Origin of the sequence: Dactylosporangium sp. CA-052675, assembly GCF_050947935.1 — a bacterium.
Taxonomy (GTDB): domain Bacteria; phylum Actinomycetota; class Actinomycetes; order Mycobacteriales; family Micromonosporaceae; genus Dactylosporangium.
The window spans coordinates 1,998,329-2,024,051 of record NZ_CP192010.1 but is presented as its reverse complement, the minus strand read 5'-3'; the positions used below and the strand labels follow the sequence as shown (position 1 = coordinate 2,024,051).

At 73.0% G+C, this 25,723-nt stretch carries 27 protein-coding genes and 1 pseudogene; 9 read left to right on the top strand and 19 right to left on the bottom strand.

What is annotated here, in order from left to right; translation table 11 throughout:
• Positions 1-173 precede the first annotated feature (173 nt).
• From ACQP1P_RS09125 to ACQP1P_RS09090, 8 genes and pseudogenes are all read right to left on the bottom strand, one after another.
• Positions 174-494: pseudogene (locus tag ACQP1P_RS09125) on the bottom strand (metal-sulfur cluster assembly factor); the annotation flags it as partial.
• 2 nt (positions 495-496) lie between these two features.
• Positions 497-952, bottom strand: a complete 456-nt coding sequence (gene sufU, locus ACQP1P_RS09120; RefSeq protein ID WP_433084939.1) for a Fe-S cluster assembly sulfur transfer protein SufU — start codon at positions 950-952, stop codon at positions 497-499.
• Positions 952-2,199, bottom strand: a complete 1,248-nt coding sequence (locus ACQP1P_RS09115) for a cysteine desulfurase (protein WP_433084937.1) — start codon at positions 2,197-2,199, stop codon at positions 952-954. The genes sufU and ACQP1P_RS09115 overlap by 1 nt, the downstream gene beginning before the upstream one ends.
• A gap of 13 nt (positions 2,200-2,212) precedes the next feature.
• Complete coding sequence (gene sufC, locus ACQP1P_RS09110; protein ID WP_433084935.1) at positions 2,213-2,989, bottom strand: Fe-S cluster assembly ATPase SufC; 777 nt, start codon at positions 2,987-2,989, stop codon at positions 2,213-2,215.
• Positions 2,986-3,312 carry a non-heme iron oxygenase ferredoxin subunit gene (locus tag ACQP1P_RS09105; protein ID WP_433084933.1) on the bottom strand — a complete coding sequence of 109 codons (327 nt, stop codon included), beginning with the start codon at positions 3,310-3,312 and terminating at the stop codon, positions 2,986-2,988. The genes sufC and ACQP1P_RS09105 overlap by 4 nt, the downstream gene beginning before the upstream one ends.
• Positions 3,309-4,448 (bottom strand): Fe-S cluster assembly protein SufD, encoded by a 1,140-nt coding sequence (sufD, locus tag ACQP1P_RS09100; protein ID WP_433084931.1) that lies wholly within the window; start codon positions 4,446-4,448, stop codon positions 3,309-3,311. The genes ACQP1P_RS09105 and sufD overlap by 4 nt, the downstream gene beginning before the upstream one ends.
• Positions 4,445-5,851 carry a Fe-S cluster assembly protein SufB gene (sufB, locus tag ACQP1P_RS09095; protein ID WP_350615227.1) on the bottom strand — a complete coding sequence of 469 codons (1,407 nt, stop codon included), beginning with the start codon at positions 5,849-5,851 and terminating at the stop codon, positions 4,445-4,447. The genes sufD and sufB overlap by 4 nt, the downstream gene beginning before the upstream one ends.
• Positions 5,848-6,549: a helix-turn-helix transcriptional regulator gene (locus tag ACQP1P_RS09090; RefSeq protein ID WP_433084929.1), complete on the bottom strand. Its 702-nt coding sequence runs from the start codon at positions 6,547-6,549 to the stop codon at positions 5,848-5,850. The genes sufB and ACQP1P_RS09090 overlap by 4 nt, the downstream gene beginning before the upstream one ends.
• A 159-nt stretch (positions 6,550-6,708) precedes the next feature.
• Here ACQP1P_RS09090 and ACQP1P_RS09085 point away from each other — a divergent pair, with 159 nt between their 5' ends.
• On the top strand, positions 6,709-7,635 hold the full coding sequence (locus ACQP1P_RS09085) for a COX15/CtaA family protein (RefSeq protein WP_433089929.1): 927 nt from the start codon (positions 6,709-6,711) through the stop codon (positions 7,633-7,635).
• Positions 7,636-7,719: 84 nt separating this feature from the next.
• Here ACQP1P_RS09085 and ACQP1P_RS09080 read toward each other — a convergent pair whose 3' ends face one another.
• From ACQP1P_RS09080 to ACQP1P_RS09070, 3 genes are all read right to left on the bottom strand, one after another.
• Positions 7,720-8,271, bottom strand: a complete 552-nt coding sequence (locus ACQP1P_RS09080; protein WP_433084927.1) for a GNAT family N-acetyltransferase — start codon at positions 8,269-8,271, stop codon at positions 7,720-7,722.
• Positions 8,225-8,956, bottom strand: a complete 732-nt coding sequence (locus ACQP1P_RS09075; protein WP_433084925.1) for a DUF4184 family protein — start codon at positions 8,954-8,956, stop codon at positions 8,225-8,227. Before ACQP1P_RS09075 ends, ACQP1P_RS09080 begins: the two co-directional genes overlap by 47 nt.
• Positions 8,957-9,019: 63 nt before the next feature.
• On the bottom strand, positions 9,020-9,226 hold the full coding sequence (locus ACQP1P_RS09070; RefSeq protein ID WP_433084924.1) for a hypothetical protein: 207 nt from the start codon (positions 9,224-9,226) through the stop codon (positions 9,020-9,022).
• A gap of 236 nt (positions 9,227-9,462) precedes the next feature.
• Here ACQP1P_RS09070 and ACQP1P_RS09065 point away from each other — a divergent pair, with 236 nt between their 5' ends.
• A complete protein-coding gene (locus ACQP1P_RS09065; protein ID WP_350615218.1) occupies positions 9,463-9,753 on the top strand; it encodes a hypothetical protein in 291 nt (96 codons plus the stop codon).
• Positions 9,754-9,908: 155 nt separating this feature from the next.
• Positions 9,909-11,096: a lyase family protein gene (locus ACQP1P_RS09060; RefSeq protein ID WP_433084922.1), complete on the top strand. Its 1,188-nt coding sequence runs from the start codon at positions 9,909-9,911 to the stop codon at positions 11,094-11,096.
• A 317-nt stretch (positions 11,097-11,413) separates the two neighbouring features.
• On the opposite strand, the gene ACQP1P_RS09055 is transcribed toward ACQP1P_RS09060, so the two are convergent.
• From ACQP1P_RS09055 to ACQP1P_RS09020, 8 genes are all read right to left on the bottom strand, one after another.
• On the bottom strand, positions 11,414-12,175 hold the full coding sequence (locus ACQP1P_RS09055) for an alpha/beta fold hydrolase (RefSeq protein WP_433084920.1): 762 nt from the start codon (positions 12,173-12,175) through the stop codon (positions 11,414-11,416).
• 8 nt (positions 12,176-12,183) lie between these two features.
• On the bottom strand, positions 12,184-12,603 hold the full coding sequence (locus ACQP1P_RS09050) for an SRPBCC family protein (protein WP_433084918.1): 420 nt from the start codon (positions 12,601-12,603) through the stop codon (positions 12,184-12,186).
• Complete coding sequence (locus ACQP1P_RS09045) at positions 12,600-12,920, bottom strand: ArsR/SmtB family transcription factor (protein WP_433084916.1); 321 nt, start codon at positions 12,918-12,920, stop codon at positions 12,600-12,602. Before ACQP1P_RS09045 ends, ACQP1P_RS09050 begins: the two co-directional genes overlap by 4 nt.
• A 46-nt stretch (positions 12,921-12,966) precedes the next feature.
• Positions 12,967-13,689 carry a TIGR03089 family protein gene (locus tag ACQP1P_RS09040; RefSeq protein WP_433084914.1) on the bottom strand — a complete coding sequence of 241 codons (723 nt, stop codon included), beginning with the start codon at positions 13,687-13,689 and terminating at the stop codon, positions 12,967-12,969.
• 3 nt (positions 13,690-13,692) lie between these two features.
• Positions 13,693-14,325, bottom strand: coding sequence for a hypothetical protein (locus tag ACQP1P_RS09035; RefSeq protein ID WP_433084912.1), 633 nt, complete (start codon positions 14,323-14,325; stop codon positions 13,693-13,695).
• Between the two features lie 202 nt (positions 14,326-14,527).
• Positions 14,528-15,430, bottom strand: coding sequence for an ATP-grasp domain-containing protein (locus tag ACQP1P_RS09030; RefSeq protein ID WP_433084910.1), 903 nt, complete (start codon positions 15,428-15,430; stop codon positions 14,528-14,530).
• 39 nt (positions 15,431-15,469) lie between these two features.
• Positions 15,470-15,793 (bottom strand): hypothetical protein, encoded by a 324-nt coding sequence (locus ACQP1P_RS09025; protein WP_350615209.1) that lies wholly within the window; start codon positions 15,791-15,793, stop codon positions 15,470-15,472.
• Between the two features lie 307 nt (positions 15,794-16,100).
• Positions 16,101-17,090 carry a heme o synthase gene (locus tag ACQP1P_RS09020; RefSeq protein WP_433084908.1) on the bottom strand — a complete coding sequence of 330 codons (990 nt, stop codon included), beginning with the start codon at positions 17,088-17,090 and terminating at the stop codon, positions 16,101-16,103.
• A 474-nt stretch (positions 17,091-17,564) separates the two neighbouring features.
• On the opposite strand from ACQP1P_RS09020, the gene tkt reads away from it, so the two are divergent.
• The 6 genes from tkt (at position 17,565) to pgl (ending at position 25,628) form a co-directional block, all read left to right on the top strand.
• Positions 17,565-19,622: a transketolase gene (tkt, locus tag ACQP1P_RS09015; RefSeq protein WP_433089927.1), complete on the top strand. Its 2,058-nt coding sequence runs from the start codon at positions 17,565-17,567 to the stop codon at positions 19,620-19,622.
• A gap of 18 nt (positions 19,623-19,640) precedes the next feature.
• The gene (gene tal, locus ACQP1P_RS09010) at positions 19,641-20,750 is read left to right on the top strand and encodes a transaldolase (RefSeq protein ID WP_433084906.1); all 1,110 of its coding nucleotides are present in this window, start codon (positions 19,641-19,643) and stop codon (positions 20,748-20,750) included.
• Positions 20,751-21,531: 781 nt separating this feature from the next.
• Entirely contained in the window at positions 21,532-22,296 is a 765-nt protein-coding gene (locus tag ACQP1P_RS09005) for a hypothetical protein (RefSeq protein ID WP_433084904.1), read from the top strand.
• Positions 22,297-22,300: 4 nt separating this feature from the next.
• Entirely contained in the window at positions 22,301-23,818 is a 1,518-nt protein-coding gene (gene zwf, locus ACQP1P_RS09000) for a glucose-6-phosphate dehydrogenase (RefSeq protein WP_433084902.1), read from the top strand.
• Between the two features lie 26 nt (positions 23,819-23,844).
• The gene (locus tag ACQP1P_RS08995) at positions 23,845-24,861 is read left to right on the top strand and encodes a glucose-6-phosphate dehydrogenase assembly protein OpcA (RefSeq protein WP_433084900.1); all 1,017 of its coding nucleotides are present in this window, start codon (positions 23,845-23,847) and stop codon (positions 24,859-24,861) included.
• On the top strand, positions 24,858-25,628 hold the full coding sequence (gene pgl, locus ACQP1P_RS08990; RefSeq protein WP_433084898.1) for a 6-phosphogluconolactonase: 771 nt from the start codon (positions 24,858-24,860) through the stop codon (positions 25,626-25,628). Before ACQP1P_RS08995 ends, pgl begins: the two co-directional genes overlap by 4 nt.
• Positions 25,629-25,723: the final 95 nt, after the last annotated feature.

The window sequence follows — 25,723 nt, the reverse complement described above, 5'->3', positions numbered from 1 at the left end:
CGGCGATGATGCCGCCGGGAGCCGAGGTCCCGCCAGTCAGTTTCCTCGACCGTCACCGTCCTCGCACGCCGCGGTCCGAAGCCGTCGCGGTGCTCGGACGCCGCCGTCCTCGGGCGTCGCGGTGCACGGGCGTCGCGGTGCTCGGACGCCGCCGTCCTCGGACGTCGCGGTGCTCAGACGTTGAAGCCGAGGGCGCGCAGCTGGTCGCGGCCCTCGTCGGTGATCTTGTCCGGGCCCCACGGCGGGAGCCAGACCCAGTTGATGCGGATGTCGGAGACCAGGCCGCCGCCGGGGCCGGTGGTCAGGGCCTGGCGGGCCTGGTCCTCGATCACGTCGGTCAGCGGGCAGGCCGCCGACGTCAGGGTCATGTCCAGCGTCGCGACGTTCTCCTCGTCGACGTGGATGCCGTAGACGAGGCCCAGGTCGACGACGTTGATCCCCAGCTCGGGGTCGACGACGTCCTTCATCGCCTCTTCGATGTCGGCCAGCGCCGCGGTCATGGGGTCTCCTCAGAAGGTGTGCCGACCGCCCGGGACAGGGCGTCCTTGTAGGCCATCCAGGGCAGCAGCGCGCACTTGACGCGCGCCGGGTATTTGGCGACGCCCGCGAACGCGACCGCGTCCTCCAGCACGTCCTCGTCCGGCTCGACCTGGCCCCGGCCGCCCATGAGCTCGGCGAAGGCCTCGTGCCGGCGCAGGGAGTCGGCGACCGTCGCGCCCTTGAGCAGGTCGTAGAGGACGCTCGCGGAGGCCTGGCTGATCGAGCAGCCCATGCCCTCGTAGGACACGTCGGCGACGCTGCCGGCCTTGAGCTGCACGCGCAGGGTCACCTCGTCGCCGCAGGTCGAGTTGACGTGGTGCGCCTCGGCGTCGAAGGGCTCGCGCAGGCCGCGGCCGTGCGGGTGCTTGTAGTGGTCCAGGATGATCTCCTGGTACAGCTGGTCGATCTGCATCAGGCGAAGACCTTCCAGACCCGCTCGACCCCGCGGACGAGGGCGTCGATCTCGTCGCCGGTCGTGTAGAGGTAGAACGAGGCGCGGGTGGTGGCCGGCACCCCGAAGCGCACGCACGTGGGGCGGGCGCAGTGGTGGCCGACCCGGACCTGCACGCCCTCGTCGTCGAGGATCTGGCCGACGTCGTGCGGGTGGACGCCCTCGACGGTGAACGAGATCGTGGCGCCGCGGTCCTCGGTGGACGCCGGGCCGATGATCCGCACGTAGGGCAGCGACCCGAGCGCCTCCAGGGCGTGGGCGGTCAGCGCCTTCTCGTGCGCGACGACGTTGTCCATGCCCACGCCGGCGAGGTAGTCCACGGCCGCGCCGAGCCCGACGGCCTGCGCGATCGGCGGCGTGCCGGCCTCGAAGCGCGCGGGCGGCGGCATGAACGTGGTGCCGGTCATCGACACCGTCTCGATCATCGAGCCGCCGCCGAGGAACGGGGGCATCGCCTCGAGCAGCTCGAAGCGGGCCCACAGCGCGCCGATGCCGGTCGGGCCGAGCATCTTGTGCCCGGTGAAGGCGACGAAGTCGGCGCCGAGCGCGGCCACGTCGACGGGCACGTGCGGCACCGACTGGGAGCCGTCGAGCAGCACGAGCGCGCCGGCCGCGTGGGCCTTGGCCACGAGCAGCTCGACCGGGTTGATCGTGCCCAGGATGTTGGAGTAGTGCACGACCGACACGAGCTTGGTGCGCTCGTTGATGAGCTCGTCGATGGTGCTCAGGTCCAGCCGGCCCTCGTCGGTGAGGCCGAACCAGCGCAGGGTCGCGCCGGTGCGCTGGGCGAGCAGCTGCCACGGCACGATGTTGGAGTGGTGCTCCATCTCGGTCACGACGATCTCGTCGCCGGGGCCGAGCCGGAAGCGCGGGTCGCCGGCGTTGCTCGTAAAGGCGTGCGCGACCAGGTTGATGGCCTCGGTCGAGTTCTTCGTGAAGACGATCTCGGCCGCCGACGGGGCCCCGACGAAGCCCGCGATGCGCGCGCGGGCCCCCTCGAAGGCCTCCGTCGCCTCGGTGCCCAGCGTGTGCACCGAGCGGGCCACGTTCGCGTTGTGCCGCTCGTAGTGCTCGCGGATCGCGTCGATCACCTGGCGCGGCTTCTGCGAGGTGTTGCCCGAGTCGAGGTACACCAGCGGCTTGCCGTTGACGGTGCGATCGAGGATCGGAAAGTCCTTGCGAACCGACTCAACGTCGAGGGCGGTCATGTATGGGCCTTTCTCAGGCGATCGAGGCCGGGCCGGCGCCGGCGAGGAAGCGCTCGTACCCGCTGTTCTCCAGCTGCTCCGCGAGCTCGGGGCCGCCCTCCTCGACGATCCGGCCGCCGACGAAGACGTGCACGAAGTCCGGCTTGATGTAGCGCAGGATGCGCGTGAAGTGCGTGATCAGCAGCAGCCCGGTGTTGCCCTGCTCGCGCACCCGGTTGACGCCGTCGCTGACGATGCGCATCGCGTCGATGTCGAGGCCGGAGTCGGTCTCGTCGAGCACGGCGATCTTCGGCTTGAGCAGCTCGAGCTGCATGATCTCGCCGCGCTTGCGCTCGCCGCCGGAGAAGCCCTCGTTGACGTTGCGCTGGGCGAAGGCCGGGTCCATCTGCAGCTTCTCCATGGCCCCGCGCAGCTCGCCGGACCAGGTGCGCAGCTTCGGCGCCTGGCCGTCGATGGCGGTCTTGGCGGTCCGCAGGAAGTTCGCCATGGAGACGCCGGGGACCTCCACCGGATACTGCATCGCCAGGAACAGCCCGGCGCGGGCCCGCTCGTCGACGGTCATCGCGAGCACGTCCTGGCCGTCGAGCGACACGGCGCCGCCGGTCACCTCGTAGCGCGGGTGGCCCGCGATCGCGTAGGCCAGCGTGGACTTGCCGGAGCCGTTGGGGCCCATGATGGCGTGGGTCTCCCCCGCCCGGACGGTCAGGTCGACGCCGGCGAGGATCGGCTTGAGCTCACCGTCGGGCAGCTTGACCGAGACCTGCAGGTTGCTGATCGAAAGCTCGCTCACTTCAAGACTCCGTTGCTCGGGTTCAGGTCGATGTAGACGTCGCCGTCGCGAACCTCGACCGGGTAGACCGGGACCGGCTCGGTGGCGGGCAGCCCGCTGGGGGCGCCGGTGCGCAGGTCGAAGCGCGAGCCGTGCAGCCAGCACTCCAGGGTGCAGCCCTCGACCTCGCCCTCGCTCAGCGCGACGGCCGCGTGCGAGCACTCGTCGTAGGCGGCGTAGAAGTTGTCGTCGTCGGCGTGTACGAGCGCGATCTCGGTCCCCTCGACCGTGACCTGCACGACCTCGCCCTTGGCCACCTCGGCCGCGGAACAGACCCTGATCACGAGCCGGCCTCTTCCAGCCGCGCGTCGATCGCGGTGCCGAGGCGGTCGCGGAGGTCGTCGACCGGGATCTTGCCGAGCAGCTCGTGGAAGAAGCCGCGCACGACCAGCTTGCGGGCCTGCTCGTCCGGGATGCCCCGGGACATCAGGTAGAACAGCTGCTCGTCGTCGAAGCGGCCGGTGGTGCTGGCGTGCCCGGCCCCCGCGACCTCACCGGTCTCGATCTCCAGGTTGGGCACCGAGTCGGCCCGGGCGCCGTCGGTCAGCACGAGGTTGCGATTGATCTCGTACGTGTCCGTGCCCGTCGCCTCCGCGCGGATGAGCACGTCGCCGACCCACACCGTGTGCGCGTCGGCGCCCTGCAGCGCGCCGCGGTAGGCGACGTAGCTGCGGCAGTCCGGCACCGAGTGGTCGACGAGGAGCCGGTGCTCGAGGTGCTGGCCGGCGTCGGCGAAGTACAGGCCGTACGCCTCGATCTCGCCGCCCCGCCCGGTGTAGTCGACGCTGGTGTACTGCCGCACGAGGTCGCCGCCGAGCGTCACCTGCACATGGGTGACCCGGGCGTCGCGGCCGAGCCGGAAGCGCACGTGCTGCGCCTGCACCGCGTCCGCGGCCCAGTCGGTGACGGTGACGAAGGTCAGCTTGGCGCCGTCGGCGACGAGCACCTCGACGTTGTCGGCGAGCGTGACCGAGCCGGTCTGCTCGAGCACGACCACGGCCTCGGCGAACCGGCCCACCTCGACGATGGTGTGGCCCGCCGCCGGCTCGGTCGTCGCGCCCACGAGGCGGACGACCGCGGCGCTGTCCAGCACGGCGTCGGGGGCCACGGCGATCAGCAGGGCCTCGGTCGCACCCCCGGCGGCCAGCGCGCTGATGCGGTCGAACGGCGTCAGGGCCGAGCCGACCCGCGGGTCGCTGCGGTCGATCGTCGACACCGTCGCACCGGCCGGCAGCTCGCCGACCTCGACCTTCGGCGCCGGGGCACCCGAGAACACCGCGCGGTCCAGGCCGCGGAGGCGCTTGAGCGGCGTGAAGCGCCACTCCTCCTCGCGGCCGGTGAGCGCCGGGAAGTCGCCGGCGTCGAACGAGCGGACCTGCTGGGCCCTGGTCTTCGGGGGAACGAGAACGGGAGCGCTCATCCGACCGCGCCCTCCATCTGCAGCTCGATGAGCCGGTTGAGCTCCAACGCGTACTCCATGGGCAGTTCCTTGGCGATCGGCTCGATGAAGCCGCGCACGATCATCGCCATGGCCTCGTCCTCGGTGAGGCCGCGCGACATGAGGTAGAACAGCTGGTCGTCGCTGATCTTCGACACCGTCGCCTCGTGCCCCATGGAGACGTCGTCCTCGCGGATGTCGACGTACGGGTAGGTGTCGGAGCGCGAGATCGTGTCGACGAGCAGGGCGTCGCACTTGACCGTCGACTTCGAGTGGTGCGAGCCCTCGAGGACCTGCACGAGGCCGCGGTAGGAGGTCCGGCCGCCGCCGCGGGCGATCGACTTGGAGATGATGCTCGAGGAGGTGTGCGGGGCCGCGTGCACCATCTTCGCGCCGGCGTCCTGGTGCTGGCCCTCGCCGGCCATCGCGACGCTGAGGACCTCGCCCTTCGCGTGCTCGCCGGTCATGAACACGGCCGGGTACTTCATCGTGACCTTGGAGCCGAGGTTGCCGTCGATCCACTCCATGGTGGCGCCCTCGTGGCAGACCGCCCGCTTGGTGACCAGGTTGTAGACGTTGGTCGACCAGTTCTGGATGGTGGTGTACCGGCAGCGCGCGTTCTTCTTCACGACGATCTCGACGACCGCGGAGTGCAGCGAGTCCGACGAGTAGATCGGTGCGGTGCAGCCCTCGACGTAGTGCACGTAGGCGCCCTCGTCGACGATGATCAGGGTCCGCTCGAACTGGCCCATGTTCTCGGTGTTGATCCGGAAGTACGCCTGCAGCGGGATCTCCACGTGCACGCCCTTCGGCACGTAGATGAAGCTGCCGCCGGACCAGACCGACGTGTTGAGCGCGGCGAACTTGTTGTCCCCGACGGGGATGACGGTGCCGAAGTACTCCTTGAAGAGGTCCTCGTGCTCCCGCAGCGCCGTGTCGGTGTCGAGGAAGACGACGCCCTGCTCCTCGAGGTCCTCGCGGATCTTGTGGTAGACGACCTCGGACTCGTACTGCGCCGCGACGCCCGCGATCAGCCGCTGCTTCTCGGCCTCGGGGATGCCCAGCTTGTCGTAGGTGTTCTTGATGTCCTCGGGCAGCTCGTCCCAGCTCGCCGCCTGCTTCTCGGTCGAGCGCACGAAGTACTTGATGTTGTCGAAGTCGATGTGCGACAGGTCCGCGCCCCACGCCGGCATCGGCTTGCGGTCGAACAGGCGCAGGCCCTTGAGGCGAAGGTCGAGCATCCACTGGGGCTCGTGCTTCTTCGCCGAGATGTCGCGCACGACGTCCTCGTTGAGACCGCGGCGCGCCGAGGCTCCCGCGGTGTCGGAGTCGGCCCAGCCGTACTCGTACCGGCCGAGACCGGCCAGCTGATCGGCAGTCGTCATCTCACGATCCTTTGCCTATCGGGACGGGCTCCGGGTTGGACCGGGGCCGGAATGTGGGTGGTGCAGACGCCGTCGCCGTTGGCGATGGTGGCGAGCCGCTGGACGTGCGTGCCGACGAGGCGGGAGATCACCTGGGTCTCCGCCTCGCACAGCTGGGAGAATTCCGCGGCGACATGGGCCACCGGGCAGTGGTGCTGACACAGCTGCCCGCCGGTGGCGATGGTCGACGCGCCCGCAGCGTAACCCTCCGCGGTCAGGGCGCGCGCGAGGGCCTCGGCCCGGGCGAGCGGATCCTCGCCGGCCTCGGCCATGGCCGCCCGGCAGCGCTCCTCGAGCCCCGCGACCTGGGCCGCGGCGAACGCGGAGACCTCGCCCGGCCCGCCGTGCTCGGCGATCCAGCGCAGTGCGGCGGTAGCCAGGCCGTCGTAGGTGTGCGGCAGCGTCTCCCGCGCCGCCGCGGTCAGCGTGAACACGCGCGCCGGCCGGCCCCGCCCGCGCGGCCCGCGCTCGGGCCGCTCGCGGCACTCGACGAGCCCCTCGGCGTGCATGGCGTCGAGGTGACGGCGCACGCCGGCGGGGCTCAGCCCGAGGGCGAGCCCGAGTTCCGTCGCGGTGGCCGAGCCCTCCTGCAGCAGCAGCTCCGTGACGCGGTCACGGGTGCGCCCGTCGAGCGCAGCGACCACTTCCGCGTTTTTCACAACACCAACGTTACGTAAATCGGGGGAGCCGGGCAAACCACCGCCCGGGTGATCCACCGCACGGAAGGTAACCCTAACCAAACCCGGCCGCACCCCGGCCGCAACCTGCCGCCGGAGGCGATATGTAGCCTGGCGTAGTATCGCCGCGTGAGCTGGGTGATGGAATGGCTGGACCGGCCGGCGACGCTGCGGCGGGCGGCCCTCGCGTCGCTCGTGGCCAACATCGGCATCGTGTGCACCGGCGGGCTCGTGCGGCTCACCGGGTCCGGGCTGGGCTGCCCGACCTGGCCGCGGTGCACCGAGGACTCCTACGTGACCACCGCCAAGATGGGGATCAACGGGGCCATCGAGTTCGGCAACCGCACCCTCACCAGCGTGGTCAGCGTCTTCGCCATCCTTGCCCTCGCGGCCGCCTGGCGGCAGCGGCGGCGCCTCCCGGCTGCGCTGCGGGCGGGAATCTGGGTGCTGGCCGGCGTCGCCGCCCAGGCCGTCCTCGGCGGCATCACCGTGCGGATGGCGCTCAACCCGTGGACGGTCATGGCCCACTTCCTGCTCTCGATGGTGCTCATCGCCCTGGCCTTCGTCCTGGTCGACCGGGTCCGGCAGGAGCCCCCGCGCTGGACGGCGCCGCGGGCCATGCGCATGGCGGGCGTCCTCATCACCGTGGTGTCGGCGCTGGTCCTGGTCCTGGGCACGGTCGTCACCGGCAGCGGACCCCACTCGGGCGACAGCAAGGCCGCCCGCACCGGCTTCGACCCCGAGGCCATGTCCCAGCTGCACACCGACGCCGTGATGGTGCTCGTCGGGCTCTGCGTGGCCATGTGGTTCGGCCTGCGCGCGCTCGGGGCGCCGCTGCGGGTCACCCGGGCCGCGGCGATCCTGGTCGCCGTCGAGCTGGCGCAGGGCGTGGTCGGCTTCGTGCAGTACTTCACCGGCCTGCCCTGGCCCGTCGTCGTCCTGCACATGCTGGGCGCCTGCCTGGTGTGGACGGCCACGCTCAACCTCCTGGCGCGGGTGACGTCGCGGCCGGCTCAGGCCGGATCGGGCGACGCGGACCGCGACCACTCACTGGCCGGCACGGCGTAGGGGTCCGCGCCCGGCTCCGGCGGGGCCGGGCGACGCGGACCGCGACCACTCACCGGCCGGCACGGCGTAACAGTCGCGACCGGCTCAGGCGGAGCCGGACGCCGCGGACCCCGGCCACTCGCCGGCCAGCACGGCGTAGCGCAGGTCGTCGGTCCACTCCCCCTTCCACCACTGGCTCTGCACCTCCAGCCCCTCGCGGCGGAAGCCGAGCCGCTCCAGCAGCCGCGCCGAGCGCTCGTTGCGCGCGTCGACCGAGGCGTGCACCCGGTGCAGCCCCTCCTCGGCGAGCAGATGGTGCACCACGCGGCCGACGGCCTCCGCGGCGTAGCCGTGCCCCTGGTACCGCGGGGCGAGGGTGAAGCCGATCTCCGCCTGCCGCCCCTGGTCGTGCCGGTTGGCCCCGACGTCGCCGATCAGCGCGCCGGTCCCGCGCAGCTCCACGGCGTACTGGAACCAGCCCTCGCCCCGCGGGTCGCGCCCGTCCAGCCCGGCGACGAACGCGATCGCGGACTCGATCGGGAAGGGAGCGTCCCAGCCCTGGTACCGCGCCACCTGCGGATCGGACCGGTAGGCGGACAGCACGGGGGCGTCAGCGGCGCGGAACGGCCGCAGCAAGAGGCGCTCGGTCAGCAGCACGATCAGACTGTACGGCCCGGGCCCCGGCCACCAGCGCCAGCGACCCCGCGACCATCAGCCGCACCAGGAACACGTGCACGTTGCCGGCGTAGTAGTGCCGATCGCCCAGCGCGCACGTCAGCGCCACCCCCGCGGCCAGGGCCGCGGCCGTCACGCCCCAGAAGCGGGTCGGGCGCACCGGCACGGCGGGCGGCTCCCCGTGCCACTCGCGCAGCTTGCGGCGCATCCCGACGTACACCACGAAGGCCGGCAGCAGGATGACGCCCGCGGCGTCGCTGGCCTCGCGGATCGGCCACCAGGCGGCCACCGGCCCCGGGTGCGTCACCAGGTCCCACAGCAGGTGGCTGACCGCGCCGAGCAGGGCCGAGTACGCGGTGATCCACCACCGGTGCCGGACGGTCCCCAGCACGCCGAAGTCGCGCACGTGGAACCAGGGCGGCAGGTGCGCGGCGACGGCCGGGGCGCCCCAGCGGCACAGCAGGGCGACCACGACCGCCGTGGGCAGGCTCCACCACAGCAGCGCCGGGATCGTGTGGCTCGGGATGCGGATGCCGGGGCCGTCGAGGGCGTACGCGAAGTCGGGCGCGCACGCGCCGGTCGCGAGCGCCACCCCGTCGAACCAGTGGGGGCGCCACAGCTTCAGCGGCAGGACGGCGAGCGGATGGGTCGGCAGCGTCGAAGGCACGGGCCGATGCTGCCCCGTGCGGACGGCTCCAGTGACCGCCTCCACGGGATCACCACGAACCCCTCACCTGTTCGCGCCGGCCACGCGAACCCGTGCGGGCCACCCGACCAGGCGCGCCGCCACGCGGGCCAGGCGCGCCGCCACGCGGGCCAGGCACGCCGCCACGCGGGCCAGGCACGCCGCCACGCGGGCCAGGCACGCCGCCACGCGGGCCAGGCACGCCGCCACGCGGGCCAGGCACGCCGCCACGCGGGCCAGGCACGCCGCCACGCGGACCAGGCGCGGGCCACGCGGGCCCGCACCCCGGGGTGAACGGGGGTGCCCGACGACGCCGCTGCGGAACCGCGCGAGCGGGAAAGGACGCCGGTGTCGAACGACACGTTGCGGATGAACGCGACCATCACACCTACCCATCATTGCCAAGTTGTAAATTCATCTGCACTTTCTATGGAGCCGGATGACGGGTGTGCAACTCTTCTGCAATGGGGCACACGGAACCGCTCATCATGCAGATCTACTGCCGCCTGGAGGTTGCGGTCACCGATCCGGAGGCCGTTGCGAAGCTGGCCGGTCAGCAGCTGCGAGAGGCAGACATCGACTGGTCACGGCGGGAGGAGGACCTCGACGAGGCGGTCCACCAGCTCGAGTCCGACCTCACGCAGTCATTGGCGTGTGTGATTGAACACGATCGAATGATCGAACACCTCCCGGGGGTCGAACCACGGGGCGGCCTGGCGTTCACGGCATTCGGCAAACCCGATGACCGTTTCCGGCCGGGATTCACCGACTTCCTGTAACCCGGGTCACGGCGCCGGCGGCGACGACGCCCCCGGCGCCGTGCCATTGCTCCGATCCGCGCCCCGCCGGCCCCGGCGAGGTTCACGCAACGTGACCGGGCGAGGACGGACGGCTCGATACCATGGTGTGCCGTCGTACACACAGCGGGGAACCCATGGGACCGACTTCGAGCCTCTTCGGCGAGGTGCTGGCCCGCGGCGAGGTCGCCGCGGCCGTCGGCGACGACGCCTGGCTGACCGCGATGCTGCAGGTCGAGGCCGCGCTGGCCGACGTGCAGGCGTTCACCGGCCTGCTCGAGCAGGCCGCCGCGGACGCGATCGGGGCCGCGTGCGCCCGCCCCGAGGCGTTCGACGCGGCGGCGATCGGCCGGGCCGCGGCCGGGAGCGGCGATCCCGTCGAACCACTGGTGGAGGCCCTGCGCCGGGCCGTGCCCGAACACGCCGCGGCCGTGCACCGGGGCGCGGCGAGCCAGGACGTCATCGACACCGCGGGCATGCTGGTCGCCGCCCGCGCGCTGCGCCCGCTGCTGGCCGACCTCGGCGCCTGCGCCGAGCTCACCGCGCGGCTGGCCCGGGAGCACCGGGACACCGCCATGACGGGCCGGACGCTGCTGCGCCCGGCCGCCCCGACCACCTTCGGCCTCAAGGCGGCCGGCTGGCTCGGCGGCCTCGACGCCGCCCGCCGCCGCCTGGACCAGGTGCGGGCCGATCGCCTGGCCGTGCAGTTCGGCGGCGCCGCGGGCACCCTGGCCCCCTTCGGCGACGCCGGCCCCGACGTGCTGGAGGGCCTGGCCACGGTGCTGGGCCTGCGCGAGCCCGCCCTGCCGTGGCACACCGAGCGGACCCGCATCGCCGACCTGGCCGGCGCCCTGGGCTGCGCGGCCGGCGCGGTGGCCAAGGTCGCCCGAGACCTGACGCTGCTCGCCCAGCACGAGGTCGACGAAATCTCCGGCGCCCCGGCCGACCCGCAGCCGGGCGGGGCCCGGCCGAACGGCTCCGCGGCCGGCGGCGCACCGGCGACGGCGCACCGGCGCGACCCGATCGCGGCGGTGTGCGCCCTGGGCTGCGCCGCCTCCGCCCCCGGCCTCGTCGCGAACCTGCTGGCGGCGATGGCGCACGAGCACGAGGGTGCGGCCGGCGCCTGGCACGCGGAGTGGCGCCCGCTGCGCGAGCTCCTCGTGGCCACCGGCTCGGCCGCGTCCTGGCTGCGCGCGGCGCTGGAGCGGCTGCTGGTGCACCCCGACGTGATGCGCGGCAACCTGAGCCGCAGCGGGATCACCGGGGACCCGCACGCGGTGGGGCCGCTCATCGACCGGGCGCTGGACGCCTACGGGAAGCGGTGACCGCCGGCCCGGCCGGGATCAGGGCCGGGGCCGTCAGGGCCAGGGCCGGCGGGATCAGGGCCGGGACCGGGATCAGGGCCGGGGCCGGGGCCGGGGCCGGGGCCGGGATCAGGGCCGGGGCCGGGGCCGGGATCAGGGCCGGGGCCGGGGCCGGGATCAGGGCCGGGGCCGGGGCCGGGATCAGGGCCGGGGCCGGGGCCGGGATCAGGGCCGGGGCCGGGGCCGGGATCAGGGCCGGGGCCGGGGCCGGGATCAGGGCCGGGGCCGGGGCCGGGATCAGGGCCGGGGCCGGGGCCGGGATCAGGGCCGGGGCCGGGTCACGACAGCAGCTTGACGAGCAGCGGGGCGAGGGCGGCCGGCTCGACGCCGTGGGTCTGGCCGTCCAGCACCTCGAACCGGGCGCCCGGGATCGCGGCCGCGGTCGAGCGCGCCGCCTCCCGCAGGGCCTCGGGGCTGGCGCCGCCCGCGATCAGGGTCACCGGGACCGTGATCGCGGCGGCGACCTCGGGGCGCAGGTGGCCGGGGCCGAGCACGGCGTCGTCGTACGCGAGCGTCGGCGCGATGCCCTCCAGCACGGCGAACCCGGGCGAGGCGCGGAAGGCGGCGATGGCCTCGGGCGGCATCCCGACCCGCGACTGGAACAGCGCGACGGCGTCGCCGCGGCGGCCCTCGGCCAGCAGGCCGGTCAGCCGCTCGGTGTAGGCGGGGTCGGCGCCGAGCAGCGGCGGCTCGTACACCGCCAGCGCGGCGATGCCCGAACCCTCCGCGGCGGCCTCGAGCCCGATCGCCCCGCCCGAGGACATGGTGTAGACGCTCGCCGTGCCGCCCGCGGCCGCCACGACCGCCTGGAGGTCCTCGATCTCGCGCCGCACGGCGTAGGGCTGGGTGTCGCCGCTCTCGCCGCGGCCGCGGCGGTCGTAGCAGTACACCGTGAAATGGTGCTGGAGGGCGGCGGCGAGGGGGCGCATCGGGCCGGCGGCGCGGAAGCAGCAGGCGCCGTCGACCAGCACCAGGGCCGGGCCGGAGCCGGTGGACTCGTAGCCGATCGGCGTGCCGTCGGCGGAGGTGACGGTGGGCATCGGGACTCCTAGAGCGTGGCCAGGTAGGCGTCGAAGCGGTCGAGGCTCGTGGCGAAGCCCGCGCGCGCCTCGGCGCTGCGGTAGGCCTCGGGCACGTCGGTCTGGTGGGTCGTCACCTCGGTGCGCCCGTCGCCGAGGTCGGCGAACGTGACCTCGGTGCGCATCCGCGTGTCCGCCTCGATCCAGACGAGGCGGTGCGGGCGGTCGATCTCGGCGTAGACGGCCCGCATGGTGTACGCCGAGCCGTCCGCGCCCACCATCGTCGTCTCGAACCGGCCGCCGGGCCGCAGCTCGACCACGATCCCGTCGAGCGGGGTCGTGGTGCCGGCCGGGCCCCAGAAGTGCGTGAGGTGCTCGGGCCGGGTCATGCAGTCGAACAGCAGCTCCGGCGAGGCGCGGTGGACGCGGCTGAAGGTCAGCTCGCTCACAGCCGCTCCAGGTATTCGCCGAGCCGGTCGTGGCGGCCGGCCCAGAGGGCCCGGTGCCGCTCGATCCAGCCGCCCGCCTCGGCCAGCGGCTCGCCCGCCAGCGCGCAGGGCCGGGCCTGGGCGCTGCGGGTGCGCGAGATGAGCCGGGCCTTCTCCAGCACCTTGAGGTGCTTCGAGACCGCCTGCTGGGTCATCGCGAAGGGCTCGGCGAGCTGCTGGACCGTCGCCTCGCCCTCGGCGAGCCGCTCCAGGATGGCCCGGCGCGTCGGGTCGGCCAGGGCCGCGAAGACGAGGCTCAGCTCGTCGGTGACCACCATGCTTCGACGGTACCGACAACTGAGCGGTTTAACAACCGTATGGTTGTCATTGCAGGCTGTGGGTCGCCCGCTCGGACTCGGCCAGGGCGGCGAACGCCTCCGGGCCCGCGTTGGCGGCGATGACCACGGACGCGCCGGCCGACAGCGGGGCGAGCAGCCACTTGAGCGGGTGCTCCTGGGTGTCCGCGTTCACCAGCAGCCGGTCGCCGCCGCGCAGCCCGATGCGCTCGGCGAGCTCGGCGGCGATCGCGCCGAACGAGCCGTAGGTGGTGCCGTCGGGCGTGACGGCGTCGCCCGCCCGCGTGCGCCCGGGCGCGGGCACGTGCGGGGAGAACGCGTCGATGGCGGACTCGAGGTCGCGGTAGCCCTCGGGCGCCTCCTCGGCGAACAGAGAGAACCGGTGCTTGGCCTCGGGGATGCGCTCCAGCCAGGAGCCGATCCGGTCGGCGGCGACGAAGAGCACGTCGTAGGGCAGGTCCGCGCCGGGCTCGAGCACGTCGAGCCCGGCGGTCGCCGTGCCCTGCAGCGACACCCGCAGCCCGGCCGACCAGGCGCCCATGAGCACCGCGGCGGTGAGCCAGTGCGGCGGGAGCAGCACCGCGGCCCGGTCGCCCTCGGCGAGCCCGCAGCCCTCGCGCAGCAGGCCGGCGACCTGGGCCGCGCAGCCGCCGAGCTCGGAGGCGCTGAGCTCGACGTGCTCGCCGGTGGCGGCGTCGTGGAAGGTGAGGAGGGTCGGCTCGGTCAGCTCCGGGGCGCGGTGGGTTCCCATGCCCTACAGCATGACGGTCGCGTTGCTGCGGGCCACCTCCGGCTCGACCGGGGGCAGCGTCTCGTACTTCTTGAGCACGGCGTGCACGACGAAGACGTAGGGCACCTTCGAGCCCAGCCCGGTGACGGTGGCGCTGACCCGGCTGCAGCCCTTGCCCGCGGGCACCGTCTGCCAGGTCCAGGTCGGCTGCGGGCCCATGTAGAGGTCCTGGGACACGGCGGCGAGACGGTACTCGACCAGCGCCGGGTCGCCGATGTTCCACCAGCTCACGACGGCCGAGGTGGTACCGGGGGCCACGTCGGCGCCGTTGACCACGCCCTGGCGGTAGACGCCGGTGCACTCGGTGGGGCTGTAGCTCGGGGTGGCGGTGAGCGGCGTGCGGGACGGCAGCGGGGACATGGAGGCGATCGGGCCCCGCACCGGGGCGCCCGTGGTGAGGCCGGCGGAGGGGTCGACCGCGTCGCCGCGCAGGTACACCGTCTTCTCCGGCAGGTTCACGACCTTCCCCGAGCCCTTGGTGCCGCCGGTCGAGCCGTCGGTGCCGGCGCCGCCGAGGCCGGGCAGCATGCCGCACCCCGCCACCCCGGTGACCAGGGTCGCGACGAGGACCAGGCCCGCACCGATGCGCCGCTTCACCCCGGTCACATCGGCACGGGCGGCGCCCATCTGAGCGCTCGGCCGACCGCTGCGGCGCGGCCGGCACCCACCCGCGCGACAGGCGGCGCTTCGACGGCCGCGGGCCGGGCCGACGCCCACCCCGGCGCTCGACGGCCGCGGGCCGGGCGTGCGCCTAGCCCCGCGACAGGCGGCGCTCGACGGCCGGGGGCCGGGCGGGCGCCTACCCGCGCGACAGGCGACGCTCGACGGCCGCGGCGAAGCGCTCCGCCGAGCCCTCCGCGTGGCCGAAGAACAGCGACGGCTCCGCCAGCTCGACCTCGATGACCACCGGGCCGTCCGGGGAGGGCAGCAGATCCACGCGGGCGTACAGCAGCTCGCCCGCCGGCACCGGCAGCGCTTCCAGCACGCGGGCGGCGAGCGCGCGCTCCTCGTCCGACGGGGTGCGCGGGGAGATGTTCTCGTTCTGGTACAGCAGGTCGCCCTCGACGTACGGGCCGGTGAGGATCGCGCCCTTGCGGATCGCGTGGCTGAACTCGCCGTCGAAGTGCAGCAGCGCCGTCTCCCCCGCGGTGTCCACGGCGTCGAGGTACGGCTGGATCATCACGAGCCGCCCGGCCTCCTGCAGCCGGCGCACCTGCTCGGCGGCGAGGGCGGCCTGGGAGCCGAGGTCGTACCGCCCGGTGTCGATGCTCCCCGCACTCACCGCGGGCTTGATCACGATCTCGCCGGTGCCCTCGGGCACGAAGGCGTCGCCGGGCTCGACCCAGGTGGTCGGGACGATCGGGATGCCGGCCTCGGCGAGCTGGCGCAGGTACCGCTTGTCGGTGTTCCACTCGATCACCGCCGCCGGGTTGGCCAGCCGCGGCACCGAGCGGGCCCAGGCGATGAACTCGGCCCGGCGCTTGGCGTAGTCCCACGTGTTGCGCACGACCGCGAGGTCGTAGCCGGCCCAGTCGGCGCCGGCGGCGTCCCACGCCACCGGCTCGGCCGCGATGCCCCGCGCGGCGAGGGCCGGGATCAGCGCCCGGTCGTCCTCGTCGAGGTCCGGCAGGTCGGTGCAGGTAACGAGAGCGACCCGGGCGGCGGCCCGGGTCGCGTTGACAAGGGAACGATCATGATTCACGCAGCGAAAGATACCCGCGGCGGGCGGGTTCGGGGTGTCCTAGCGCGACAGCGTGCGGCGCCCCATCGAGCGCCAGAGGTCGTTGCTCGGCCGCATGTGCTCGAGGAGCTCGCGCTCCCAGGCGTTCTCGATCGTGACGCCGGCCTGGGCGCAGGCGGAACGCGCGATGTCCGTGCCCTCCGCCATCTGGTCGCCCCAGACGCCGTCCTCTCCGACGAGCACGATGCGAGCACCGCGCCGGCCGACGTACTCGATGACCGCCTTCGCACCGCCATGGTCGTCCGCGAAGGACTTGAGGCCCGCGATCAGCCCGCCCGGAACCGGACGGTTGAGGGTCATCGTCGTATCGGAACCATCTGCCATGACGGCCACATTAGAGGGACGGCAGGCCACGTGCGGGTGAAGTCGGCGTCGGTTGTGATCGTTCTTACCAACAGGTTTAAGCCATACGTCAAGCGTTTAGCGCGGCAATGTCCGTAAATATCGGGATTTTCTGCAAGTGTTTCGGCCGCGTAAAGCGAGACATGCGTCACGTGCAGTGGCCACCTGAGGAGACGTGCCAAAAAATCGGGCGTTTCCGGCTTAACTTTCGCTTAGGCGCCCAAATGGCCAGGGGTTTCGGCCACTACTCTTTGCCGTCCTCCCGGTGACCCGCGGCCCCGGGACGGCGCTACTGGATCAGCGCGTCGACGGCGACGGCGACGAACAGCAGCGTCAGGTAGGTCACGGACCAGTGGAACAGCCGCATCGGCTTCAGCGGCTCCTCGCGCCGGGCCCGGCCGTGCAGGCGGTGCGCCTCGACGAGCAGCAGCACGCCGGTGACGACCGCGACGACGCCGTAGAGCGGCGTCATCCCCATCGGCCAGAGCGCGACGGAGGCGCCGACGGTCAGCCAGCTGTAGATCACCGTCTCCAGGCCCACGCGGCGCAGGCTGCGCACGACGGGGAGCATCGGGATGCCGGCCCGGGCGTAGTCGTCCTTGAACTTGATCGCCAGCGCGTAGAAGTGCGGCGGCTGCCACAGGAACACGACCGCGAAGAGCACCCACGCCGTCCACGACAGCCCGCCGGTGACCGCGGCCCAGCCGATGAGCACCGGCGCCGCGCCGCACGCGCCGCCCCAGACGGTGTTCTGCGGCGTGGTCCGCTTGAGCCACATCGTGTAGACGAGGTCGTAGTAGGCGATCGCGCCGACGGTCAGCAGCGTGGCGAGCAGGTTGGTGAAGGTGGCCATGAGCACCGTCGACACCGCGGCGAGCGTGAGCCCGAAGATCAGGGCGCTGCGCGGGGAGACGGTGTGCGTGGCCAGCGGGCGCCGCGACGTGCGCTTCATGAGCTGGTCGATGTCGCGGTCGATGTAGCAGTTCAGCGCGTTGGCCGCGCCGGCCGCGAGCGAGCCGCCCACGAGCACGACCAGGACGAGCCACAGCGAGGGCAGGCCCTTGTCCGCGAGGAACATCACGGGGACGGTCGTGATGAGCAGCAGCTCGATGATGCGCGGCTTGGTCAGGGAGACGTAGGCCTTGACGATCGCACCGAGACCCGCGCGTCGCCGGGCCTCCTCCTGGCGCTGGGCCAGGGCGAGGGCACCCGCCGTGGTCGGACGGACCGGGGCGGACGTGAGCTGGTCAGCGACACCGTGGTCGACGAGTTGCGTCACGTCTGGTTTGCCACCTTCCCGGGGCGAGGCCATGCGGCGGAGCGGGGAATGCCGCCGAGATCAGCGGGCTCCCGCATCGTAGAACAGGATCGTGGCTGCTCGGACGGCGACCCCGGGGACCGTGACCGGCACCGGCGGGCGGAGAGGCCGGACCTGTCCGATTTCGCTGACAGCTGAACCGATCCAGGTTTCATCCATCGCGGCTCATCGGCGCCCTGGGGGCGGATGCGGCCATCGACTACCGTTGCCGCAGGCAGTGTCGCCGATGTCCGAAACATGGTCGACTGCGCGTGGGGCTACCCGATCGTGGGTAGGGTCGACTTGATAACCCCTTCAGAGCCCTTTCGAGGAACTACGCAAACCTCGCCGTTCGACAGGAGCAGCACCGCCGTGAGCGTTGAAGAGGTCAAGGGTCCCGAGCTGTCCTGGTCCGACGTCGACCGGCGCGCCGTCGACACGGTCCGGGTGCTGGCGATGGACGCCGTCGAGAAGGCCGGCAACGGCCACCCCGGCACCGCGATGAGCCTGGCCCCGGCCGCCTACCTTCTGTTCCAGAAGGTGATGAAGCACGACCCGACCGACCCGAACTGGCTCGGCCGCGACCGTTTCGTGCTCTCCTGCGGCCACTCCAGCCTGACGCTGTACATCCAGCTGTACCTGGCCGGCTACGGGCTGAGCATCGACGACCTGAAGTCGCTGCGCCAGTGGGGCTCGCTGACCCCGGGCCACCCGGAGCACGGCCACACCGCCGGCGTCGAGACCACCACCGGCCCGCTGGGCCAGGGCATCGGCAACGCGGTCGGCTTCGCCATGGCCGCCCGCCGCGAGCGCGGCCTGTTCGACCCGGAGCCGGCCGACGGCGAGAGCCTGTTCGACCACGACGTCTACGTGCTGTGCTCCGACGGCGACATCGAGGAGGGCATCAGCCACGAGGTCAGCGCGCTCGCCGGGCACCAGAAGCTGGGCAACCTGACGGTCATCTACGACGACAACGAGATCTCGATCGAGGACGACACCCGGGTCGCCAAGAGCGAGGACGTGGCCAAGCGCTACGAGGCCTACGGCTTCGACGTGCACGTGGTGGACTGGCGCAAGGGCCACGACGCCGGCGACGGGGTCTACCAGGAGGACGTCCACGCCCTGTGGGACGCCATCCAGGCCGGCAAGCGGGTGACCGACAAGCCGACGTTCATCGCGCTGCGCACCATCATCGGCTGGCCGGCCCCGAAGAAGCAGAACACCGGCAAGATCCACGGCTCCGCCCTCGGCGCCGACGAGGTCAAGGCCACCAAGGAGGTCCTCGGCTTCGACCCGACGCTGTCGTTCGAGGTCGCCGACGAGGTCCTGGCGCACACCCGCGGCGCGATCGAGCGGGGCAAGGCGCTGCACGCCAAGTGGGACGAGGGCTTCGCCCAGTGGCGCGAGGGCGCCGGCGAGCGCGCCGCGCTGCTGGACCGGCTGCTGTCCGGCGCGCTGCCGGCCGGCTGGGAGAAGTCGCTGCCGGAGTTCCCGGCCAGCGAGAAGGGCGTGGCCACGCGCAAGGCGTCCGGCGACACCCTCGGCGCGCTGGCCGCGGTGCTGCCGGAGCTGTGGGGCGGCTCGGCCGACCTCGCGGAGAGCAACAACACGACGATGGAGGGCGAGCCCTCGTTCCTGCCGTCGGAATACGCCACGAAGGCGTTCCCCGGCGACGAGTACGGCCGCACCCTGCACTTCGGCATCCGCGAGCACGGCATGGGCGCGATCCTCAACGGCATCAAGCTGCACGGCCCGACCCGCCCCTACGGCGGCACGTTCCTCGTCTTCTCCGACTACATGCGCCCCGCGGTGCGCCTGGCCGCGCTCATGCACCAGCCGGTCATCTACGTGTGGACGCACGACTCGATCGGCCTCGGCGAGGACGGCCCGACGCACCAGCCGATCGAGCACCTCTCGGCACTGCGCGCGATCCCCAACCTCGCGGTGGTGCGCCCCGGCGACGCCAACGAGACCGCGCAGGCCTGGAAGGCGGCGCTGGAGCGCAAGGACCAGCCGGTGGCGCTCGCGCTCACCCGGCAGAACCTGCCCACCCTGGACCGCACGGTCTACGCCCCGGCGGAGAACGTGGCCAAGGGCGGCTACATCCTCAAGGACGCCTCCAACAGCCAGCCCAAGGTGATCATCGTCGCCACCGGCTCCGAGGTGCAGCTGGCGGTCCAGGCCCAGGAGCGCCTGGAGGCCGACGGCACCCCCACCCGGGTCGTGTCGATGCCGTGCCAGGAGTGGTTCGAGGAGCAGGACGCGGCCTACCGCCAGCAGGTCATCCCGACCGGCGTGAAGGCCCGCGTGACGGTCGAGGCCGGCATCGCGATGTCGTGGCGGGGCATCCTCGGCGACTGCGGCGTCCCGGTGAGCATCGAGCACTACGGCGCCAGCGCGCCCTACACGGTGCTGTTCGAGCAGTTCGGCTTCACCGTCGACAGGGTCGTGGCGGCCGCGCACGCCTCCCTCGCCAAGGTCGGCGAGATCACCGGCACCACCACCGGCAACTGAAGCACTAAGGAGAACGCGATGAGTTCCGATCGGCTGGCCGAGCTCGCCGCCGCTGGTGTGGCGATCTGGCTCGACGACCTCTCCCGGCAGCGGCTGACCAGTGGCGGGCTGGACAAGCTCCGCCGCGAGCAGCACGTCGTCGGCGTGACCACCAACCCGACGATCTTCGCCAAGGCCGTCACCTCGGCCGAGGACTACGCCGAGCAGGTCAAGGACCTGGCGCTGCGCGAGACCTCGGTGCCCGAGGCGATGCGCTCGATCATGGCGCACGACGTGCGCTGGGCCTGCGACGTGCTCAAGCCGGCGGCCGACGCCAGCCGGGGCATCGACGGCCGCGTCTCGATCGAGGTCGACCCGGCGCTCGCCGCCGAGACTGCCCGCACCCTCGCCGAGGCGAAGGAGCTGTGGTGGCTGGTCGATCGCGACAACCTGTTCATCAAGATCCCGGCGACCAGGGAGGGCCTGCCGGCGATCACCGCCACGCTCGCCCAGGGCATCAGCGTGAACGTGACGCTGATCTTCTCGCTGCAGCGGTACGAGGCCGTGATCAACGCCTTCTTCGCCGGCCTGGAGCAGGCGAAGGAGAACGGCCACGACCTGTCCAAGATCGGCTCGGTGGCGTCGTTCTTCGTGTCGCGGGTCGACACCGAATACGACAAGCGCCTCGACAAGATCGGCACCGACGAGGCCAAGGCGCTCAAGGGCAAGGCGGCCATCGCCAACGCCAAGCTCGCCTACCAGCTCTACGAGCAGCAGTTCTCCTCGGAGCGCTGGCAGGCCCTGGCCAACGCGGGCGCGCAGCCCCAGCGGCCGCTGTGGGCCTCGACCTCGACCAAGAACCCGGAGTACCGCGACGTCATCTACGTCGAGGAGCTCGTCGCCCCGGGCACGGTCAACACCATGCCGGAGCCGGTGATCCACGCCTTCGCCGACCACGGTGAGGTTCGCCTCGACGCCGTGACCGGCGGCTACGCCGAGGCGCGGCAGGTCATGGACTCGCTGGCCGCGCTGGGCATCGACTACGACGACGTCGTCGAGGTCCTCGAGCGCGAGGGCGTCGAGAAGTTCGGCGTCAGCGGCAAGGAAATGATCGAGACGGTGCAGAAGGCGCTGGACTCCGCGTCCTGACGTTCGCGCGGTCTGTCGTTCGCTCAATCGGTACTCGCCCGTCGCGAACGGGCGCCAAGATGAGGGCATGCGGGGGGTGGCGGGTGTCTGATCTGCTCGACGACGTCGTGGCGGCGGCCGGACTCACGGTGTTCGGTGTCGCCTCGACCGCGCGGCCGGTCGGCGCCCCCGCCCCCTTGCCCTTTCTCCCCGGCCCCGAGCTGACCGACCGGATCGCCGCCGTTCGCGCGCGGGGGCTGGACCGGGTCGTGCTCTGCGGGCCGGGCGCCGGGGCCGCGGCGATCGCCGCCACCCTCGGCCTGGACCTCACCGTGCTCGACACCGCCGATCCGCACCGGGTGCGCGCGGCCCTGGCCGACCGGCTGGAGCGGACGGTGGTCGTGCTCGCGGCGCCGGAGCCGACCGTCGTCGCGGACGCCCACCGGCGGGCCTTCCTGCAAGCGTTCGAGGACGCCGGCCTGCACGACGTGGGCCGGCGTTTCGTCGTCGTGACCGCGCCCGGCTCCGGGTTCGAGACCGTGGCGCGCGAGATGGGCGCGCCGCTCTTCCTCGCCCCGCCGACGACCTCCGCGCTGAGCGCGTACGCCCTCGTCCCCGCCGGGCTGGCCGGGGCGGACACGGCGGCGCTGCTGGCCGAGGCCGCGGCGTTCCAGGCTCCTCCCCCGCCCCGCGCCACGGCGGGCTTCGCCGCGCCGGCCCCCGCCGGGCCGGGCCGGCCGCGGAGCCGGCCGCGGAGCCCGTGCTGCCGGGCGTCGCGCTCGGCGAGACGATCGCCGCGGCGGTGCGCGACGGGCGCGACAAGCTCGCCGTCGCCCCCGACGGCACCGGCATCGACGGCCTGGGCCCGTGGATCGAGCGCCTCTTCGGCGACGCCCTGGTCACCGTCGCGCTGGAGAACCCCTCCTCGTGGGGGCACGAGGGCCCCGACGTGCTCGGCGTGACCGTCGGCGGCGTCCTGGGCCGCGCCATCATGCCCGGCGGCGGCATCACCCCCGACCTGTCCGTCAACGGCCCGCTCGGCGCGCACCTGTTCGCCTGGGAACAGGCCGCGATCGTGGCCGGGGCATCCCCGCGGCCCACCGGCGACGGCGACGCGCTGCTGCACCGGCTCGACAGCGGCGTGCCCGCCGGGACGCCCGCCCTCGTCGAGGGGGCGATCGAGGTGTACGGCGAGACGACGGCCACGACCCTCATCGCCGCGATCGACGGGCTGGCCCGCACCGTCCCGCCCGGCGGCCGGGTGGCGATCGAGGCCCACCTCGACCAGGGCGGCGACGCGGCGGCGGCCGGGGTGCGTGACGCCCTCGGCGGGCGGGTATCACGGGCGGTGACCTTCGGCTGGGGACCGCGGGCCGCCGCCGGCACCGGGGCCACGCTGCTCATCACCGGCGCGGTCACCCACGACGTGCGGGTGCCCGGCCGGCCGTACACGTTCGGCGAGCTCCAGGCCGCCTCCGCCGCCCCCGGCGACGGGCCGTGGCTGCGTTTGCATCTGACCGACCGGGCAACCGGTATCGAACAACTGTTGGCCGCCCTCGGAGGGTGAACTGATGACCAATCCGCTGCGGGACCCGCAGGACCGGCGACTGCCTCGGATCCCCGAGCCGTGTGCGCTGGTCATCTTCGGCGTCACCGGTGACCTGGCCCGCAAGAAGCTCATCCCGGCCGTCTACGACCTGGCCAACCGGGGCCTGCTGCCGCCCAGCTTCGCCGTGCTGGGCTTCGCCCGGCGCGACTGGGGCGACGGCGACTTCGAGGATCTGGCCCGCAAGGCCGCCCAGAACGGGGCCCGCACCACGTGGCGCGAGGAGGTGTGGTCCCGCCTCGCCGGCAACATCAAGTTCGTGCCCGGCTCGTTCGAGGACGACCAGGCCTTCGACCACCTCGCGCAGACCCTGCGCGACCTGCACGACGAGTCCGGCATCCCCGGCAACGCGGCGTTCTACCTGTCGATCCCGCCCTCGGCCTTCCCGGTCGTGCTCAAGCAGCTCGAGCGCACCGGCATGTCGGACAACGCGAAGTCCGGCGGCTGGCGCCGGGTCGTGGTGGAGAAGCCGTTCGGCTACGACCTCGCCTCGGCCAAGCAGCTCAACGACCTCGTCGACGACGCCTTCACCGCCCAGGACGTGTTCCGCATCGACCATTACCTGGGCAAGGAGACCGTCCAGAACATCATGGCGCTGCGGTTCGCCAACAACCTGTTCGAGCCGGTGTGGAACTCCAACTACGTCGACTCGGTGCAGATCACCATGGCCGAGGACGTCGGCATCGGCACCCGGGCCGGCTTCTACGACAAGGTCGGCACCGCCCGCGACGTGCTGCAGAACCACCTGCTGCAGCTGCTGGCCCTGGTGGCGATGGAGGAGCCGACCGCGTTCGACGCCGACGCCATCCGCACCGAGAAGCTCAAGGTGCTCAACGCCATCAAGGTGCCGGCCGACGTGGCCACCAACACAGTCCGGGGGCAGTACCTGACCGGCTGGGTCGCCGGGGAGCGGGTGCCGGGGTACCTCGAGGAGAAGGACGTCCCGGCGGACTCCAAGACGGAGACGTACGTGGCGACCCGCCTGGGCATCCAGAACCGCCGCTGGGCCGGGGTGCCCTTCTACATCCGGGCCGGCAAGCGCCTGCCGCGGCGGGTCACCGAGCTCGCGATCCTGTTCAAGAAGGCCCCGCACCTGCCGTTCAGCGACGCGGACGTGGAGATGCTCGGCAACAACCAGCTCGTCATCCGGGTCCAGCCGGACGAGGGCGTGATGCTGAAGTTCGGCTCGAAGGTGCCCGGCACGACCATGGAGGTCCGCGACATCGCGATGGACTTCCAGTACGGCGAGGCCTTCACCGACGCGAGTCCCGAGGCCTACGAGCGGCTCATCCTCGACGTGCTCGTGGGCGACAAGACGCTGTTCCCGGACTCGGCCGAGGTCGAGGCGAGCTGGAACGTGGTGGACCCGCTCGAGGAGGCCTGGGCGGGTTCGACGCCCGAGCCCTACCGCGCGGGCGAGTGGGGCCCGCGGGCCGCCGACGAGATGCTGGCCCGCGAGGGCCGCGCCTGGCGCCGGGCCTGACCGGGGCCGAAGAGGGAGACTTGGACATGATCGGTTTGTGGGACACCACCGGCATCGAGGTGGTCAAGGCCCTGGCCAACGAGCGGCGCAGCGCCGGCGGCCTGACCAGTGGCCTGGCCCTGACCCTGATCGCCGTGGTCGACGAGCGGCAGGTCCGCGAGGCCGAGGCGGCGGCGACCATCGCCGCCTCCGCGCACCCGTGCCGCCTGCTCATCATCGTGCGCGCCGACGTCACCCAGCAGCGCTCGCGCCTCGACGCCGAGATCGTCGTCGGCGGGCGGCTGGGCCCGTGCGAGGCGGTCGTGATGCGCATGCAGGGCCGGCTGGCGCTGCACGCCGAGTCGGTCGTCATGCCGCTGCTCGCCCCGGACGTGCCGGTGGTGACGTGGTGGCAGTGCGCGCCGCCGGAGCGGATCGCGTACGACCCGCTGGGCGTCGTCGCCGACCGCCGCATCACCGACAGCGCCCAGGCCGACGACCCGGTCGCCGCGCTGCGGGTGCGCTCCGACGACTACGTGCCCGGCGACACCGACCTGGCCTGGTCGCGCATCACCCCGTGGCGCACCCTGCTGGCCGGGGCGTTCGACGCGAACCGGACCGGCGTGCGCTCGGCCGAGATCGTGGCGCCCGACCACGACCCGACCGCCCTGCTGCTCGGCGGCTGGCTGGAGGCGCGCCTCGGCGTGCACCCGACCCGCAAGACCGGCGACGGCAAGATCATGCAGGCGGTGAACATGGTGCTCGACAACGGCGACTCGATGAACCTGATCCGCGACCTCAACGCGGGCGTCGCCACGCTGCAGCGCACCGGCCAGCCGGACCGCATTCTGCCGCTGAGCCGCCGCCCGCTCGGCGACGAGCTCGCCGAGGAGCTGCGCCGGCTCGACCCCGACCAGCCCTACGCGGCCGCGCTGGCGGCCGGCACCGGCAAGCGCCGGCTCGACGAGCGCGGCGCGCCCCGCGTGCACATCTGGAAGGACCCCGCGCTGGCCGAGAAGCCGGAGGCCGGCACCGTGCCCGCGCCGGAGCCCGTGGCTTCATGAGTCAGTCGAAGATCATCGTGCACACGGAGCCGCGGCTGCTCGCCGAGGCCGCCGCCGCCCGGCTCATCGTCCGGCTCACCGACGCCCAGGCCGAGCGGGGCGAGGCCACGGTCGCGCTGACCGGCGGGCGCATCGCCGCCCAGATCTACCAGGCGGTCCGCGAGAGCCCGGCCCGCGACGCGGTGGACTGGTCGCGGGTGAACGTCTGGTGGGGCGACGAGCGGTTCCTGCCGTCCGGCGACGGCGAGCGCAACGAGACCCAGGCCCGTGCGGCGCTGCTCGACGCGCTGCGGCTCGACCCGGCCCGGGTGCACCCGATGCCGGCCTCCGACGGCCCCGACGGCGACGACGCCGAGGCGGCCGCCGCGCGCTACGCCGGGGCGCTGGCCGAGGCCGCCCGCCCCGGCCACGCCGAGCTGCCGCACTTCGACGTGGTGCTGCTCGGCGTCGGCGAGGACGGCCACGTGGCCTCGGTGTTCCCGGAGCACCCGGTGACGCTGGAGTCGCGGCCGGTCTCGGCGGTGCGGGGCAGCCCGAAGCCGCCGCCGGTGCGCACCACGCTGACCCTGCCGGCGATCAACACGGCGGCCGAGGTGTGGCTGATCGCGTCGGGCGACGGCAAGGCGAAGGCGGTGGGCCTGGCCCTCGCCGACGCGGGCCCGCGCCAGATCCCGGCGGCGGGCGTGCACGGGCGGGAGCTCACGCTGTGGCTGCTCGACACCGCCGCGGCCCACGAGCTGCCGCCCCGCTTCCGCAGCCTCGTCTGAGCATCGCCGATCAAGGCAGGGTGACCAGCCGCGGACCTGGCAGCGACGGCGCGCCAGCGCCGAGCGGTGTCTCGCGGGAGGAACGGTCCGCACCA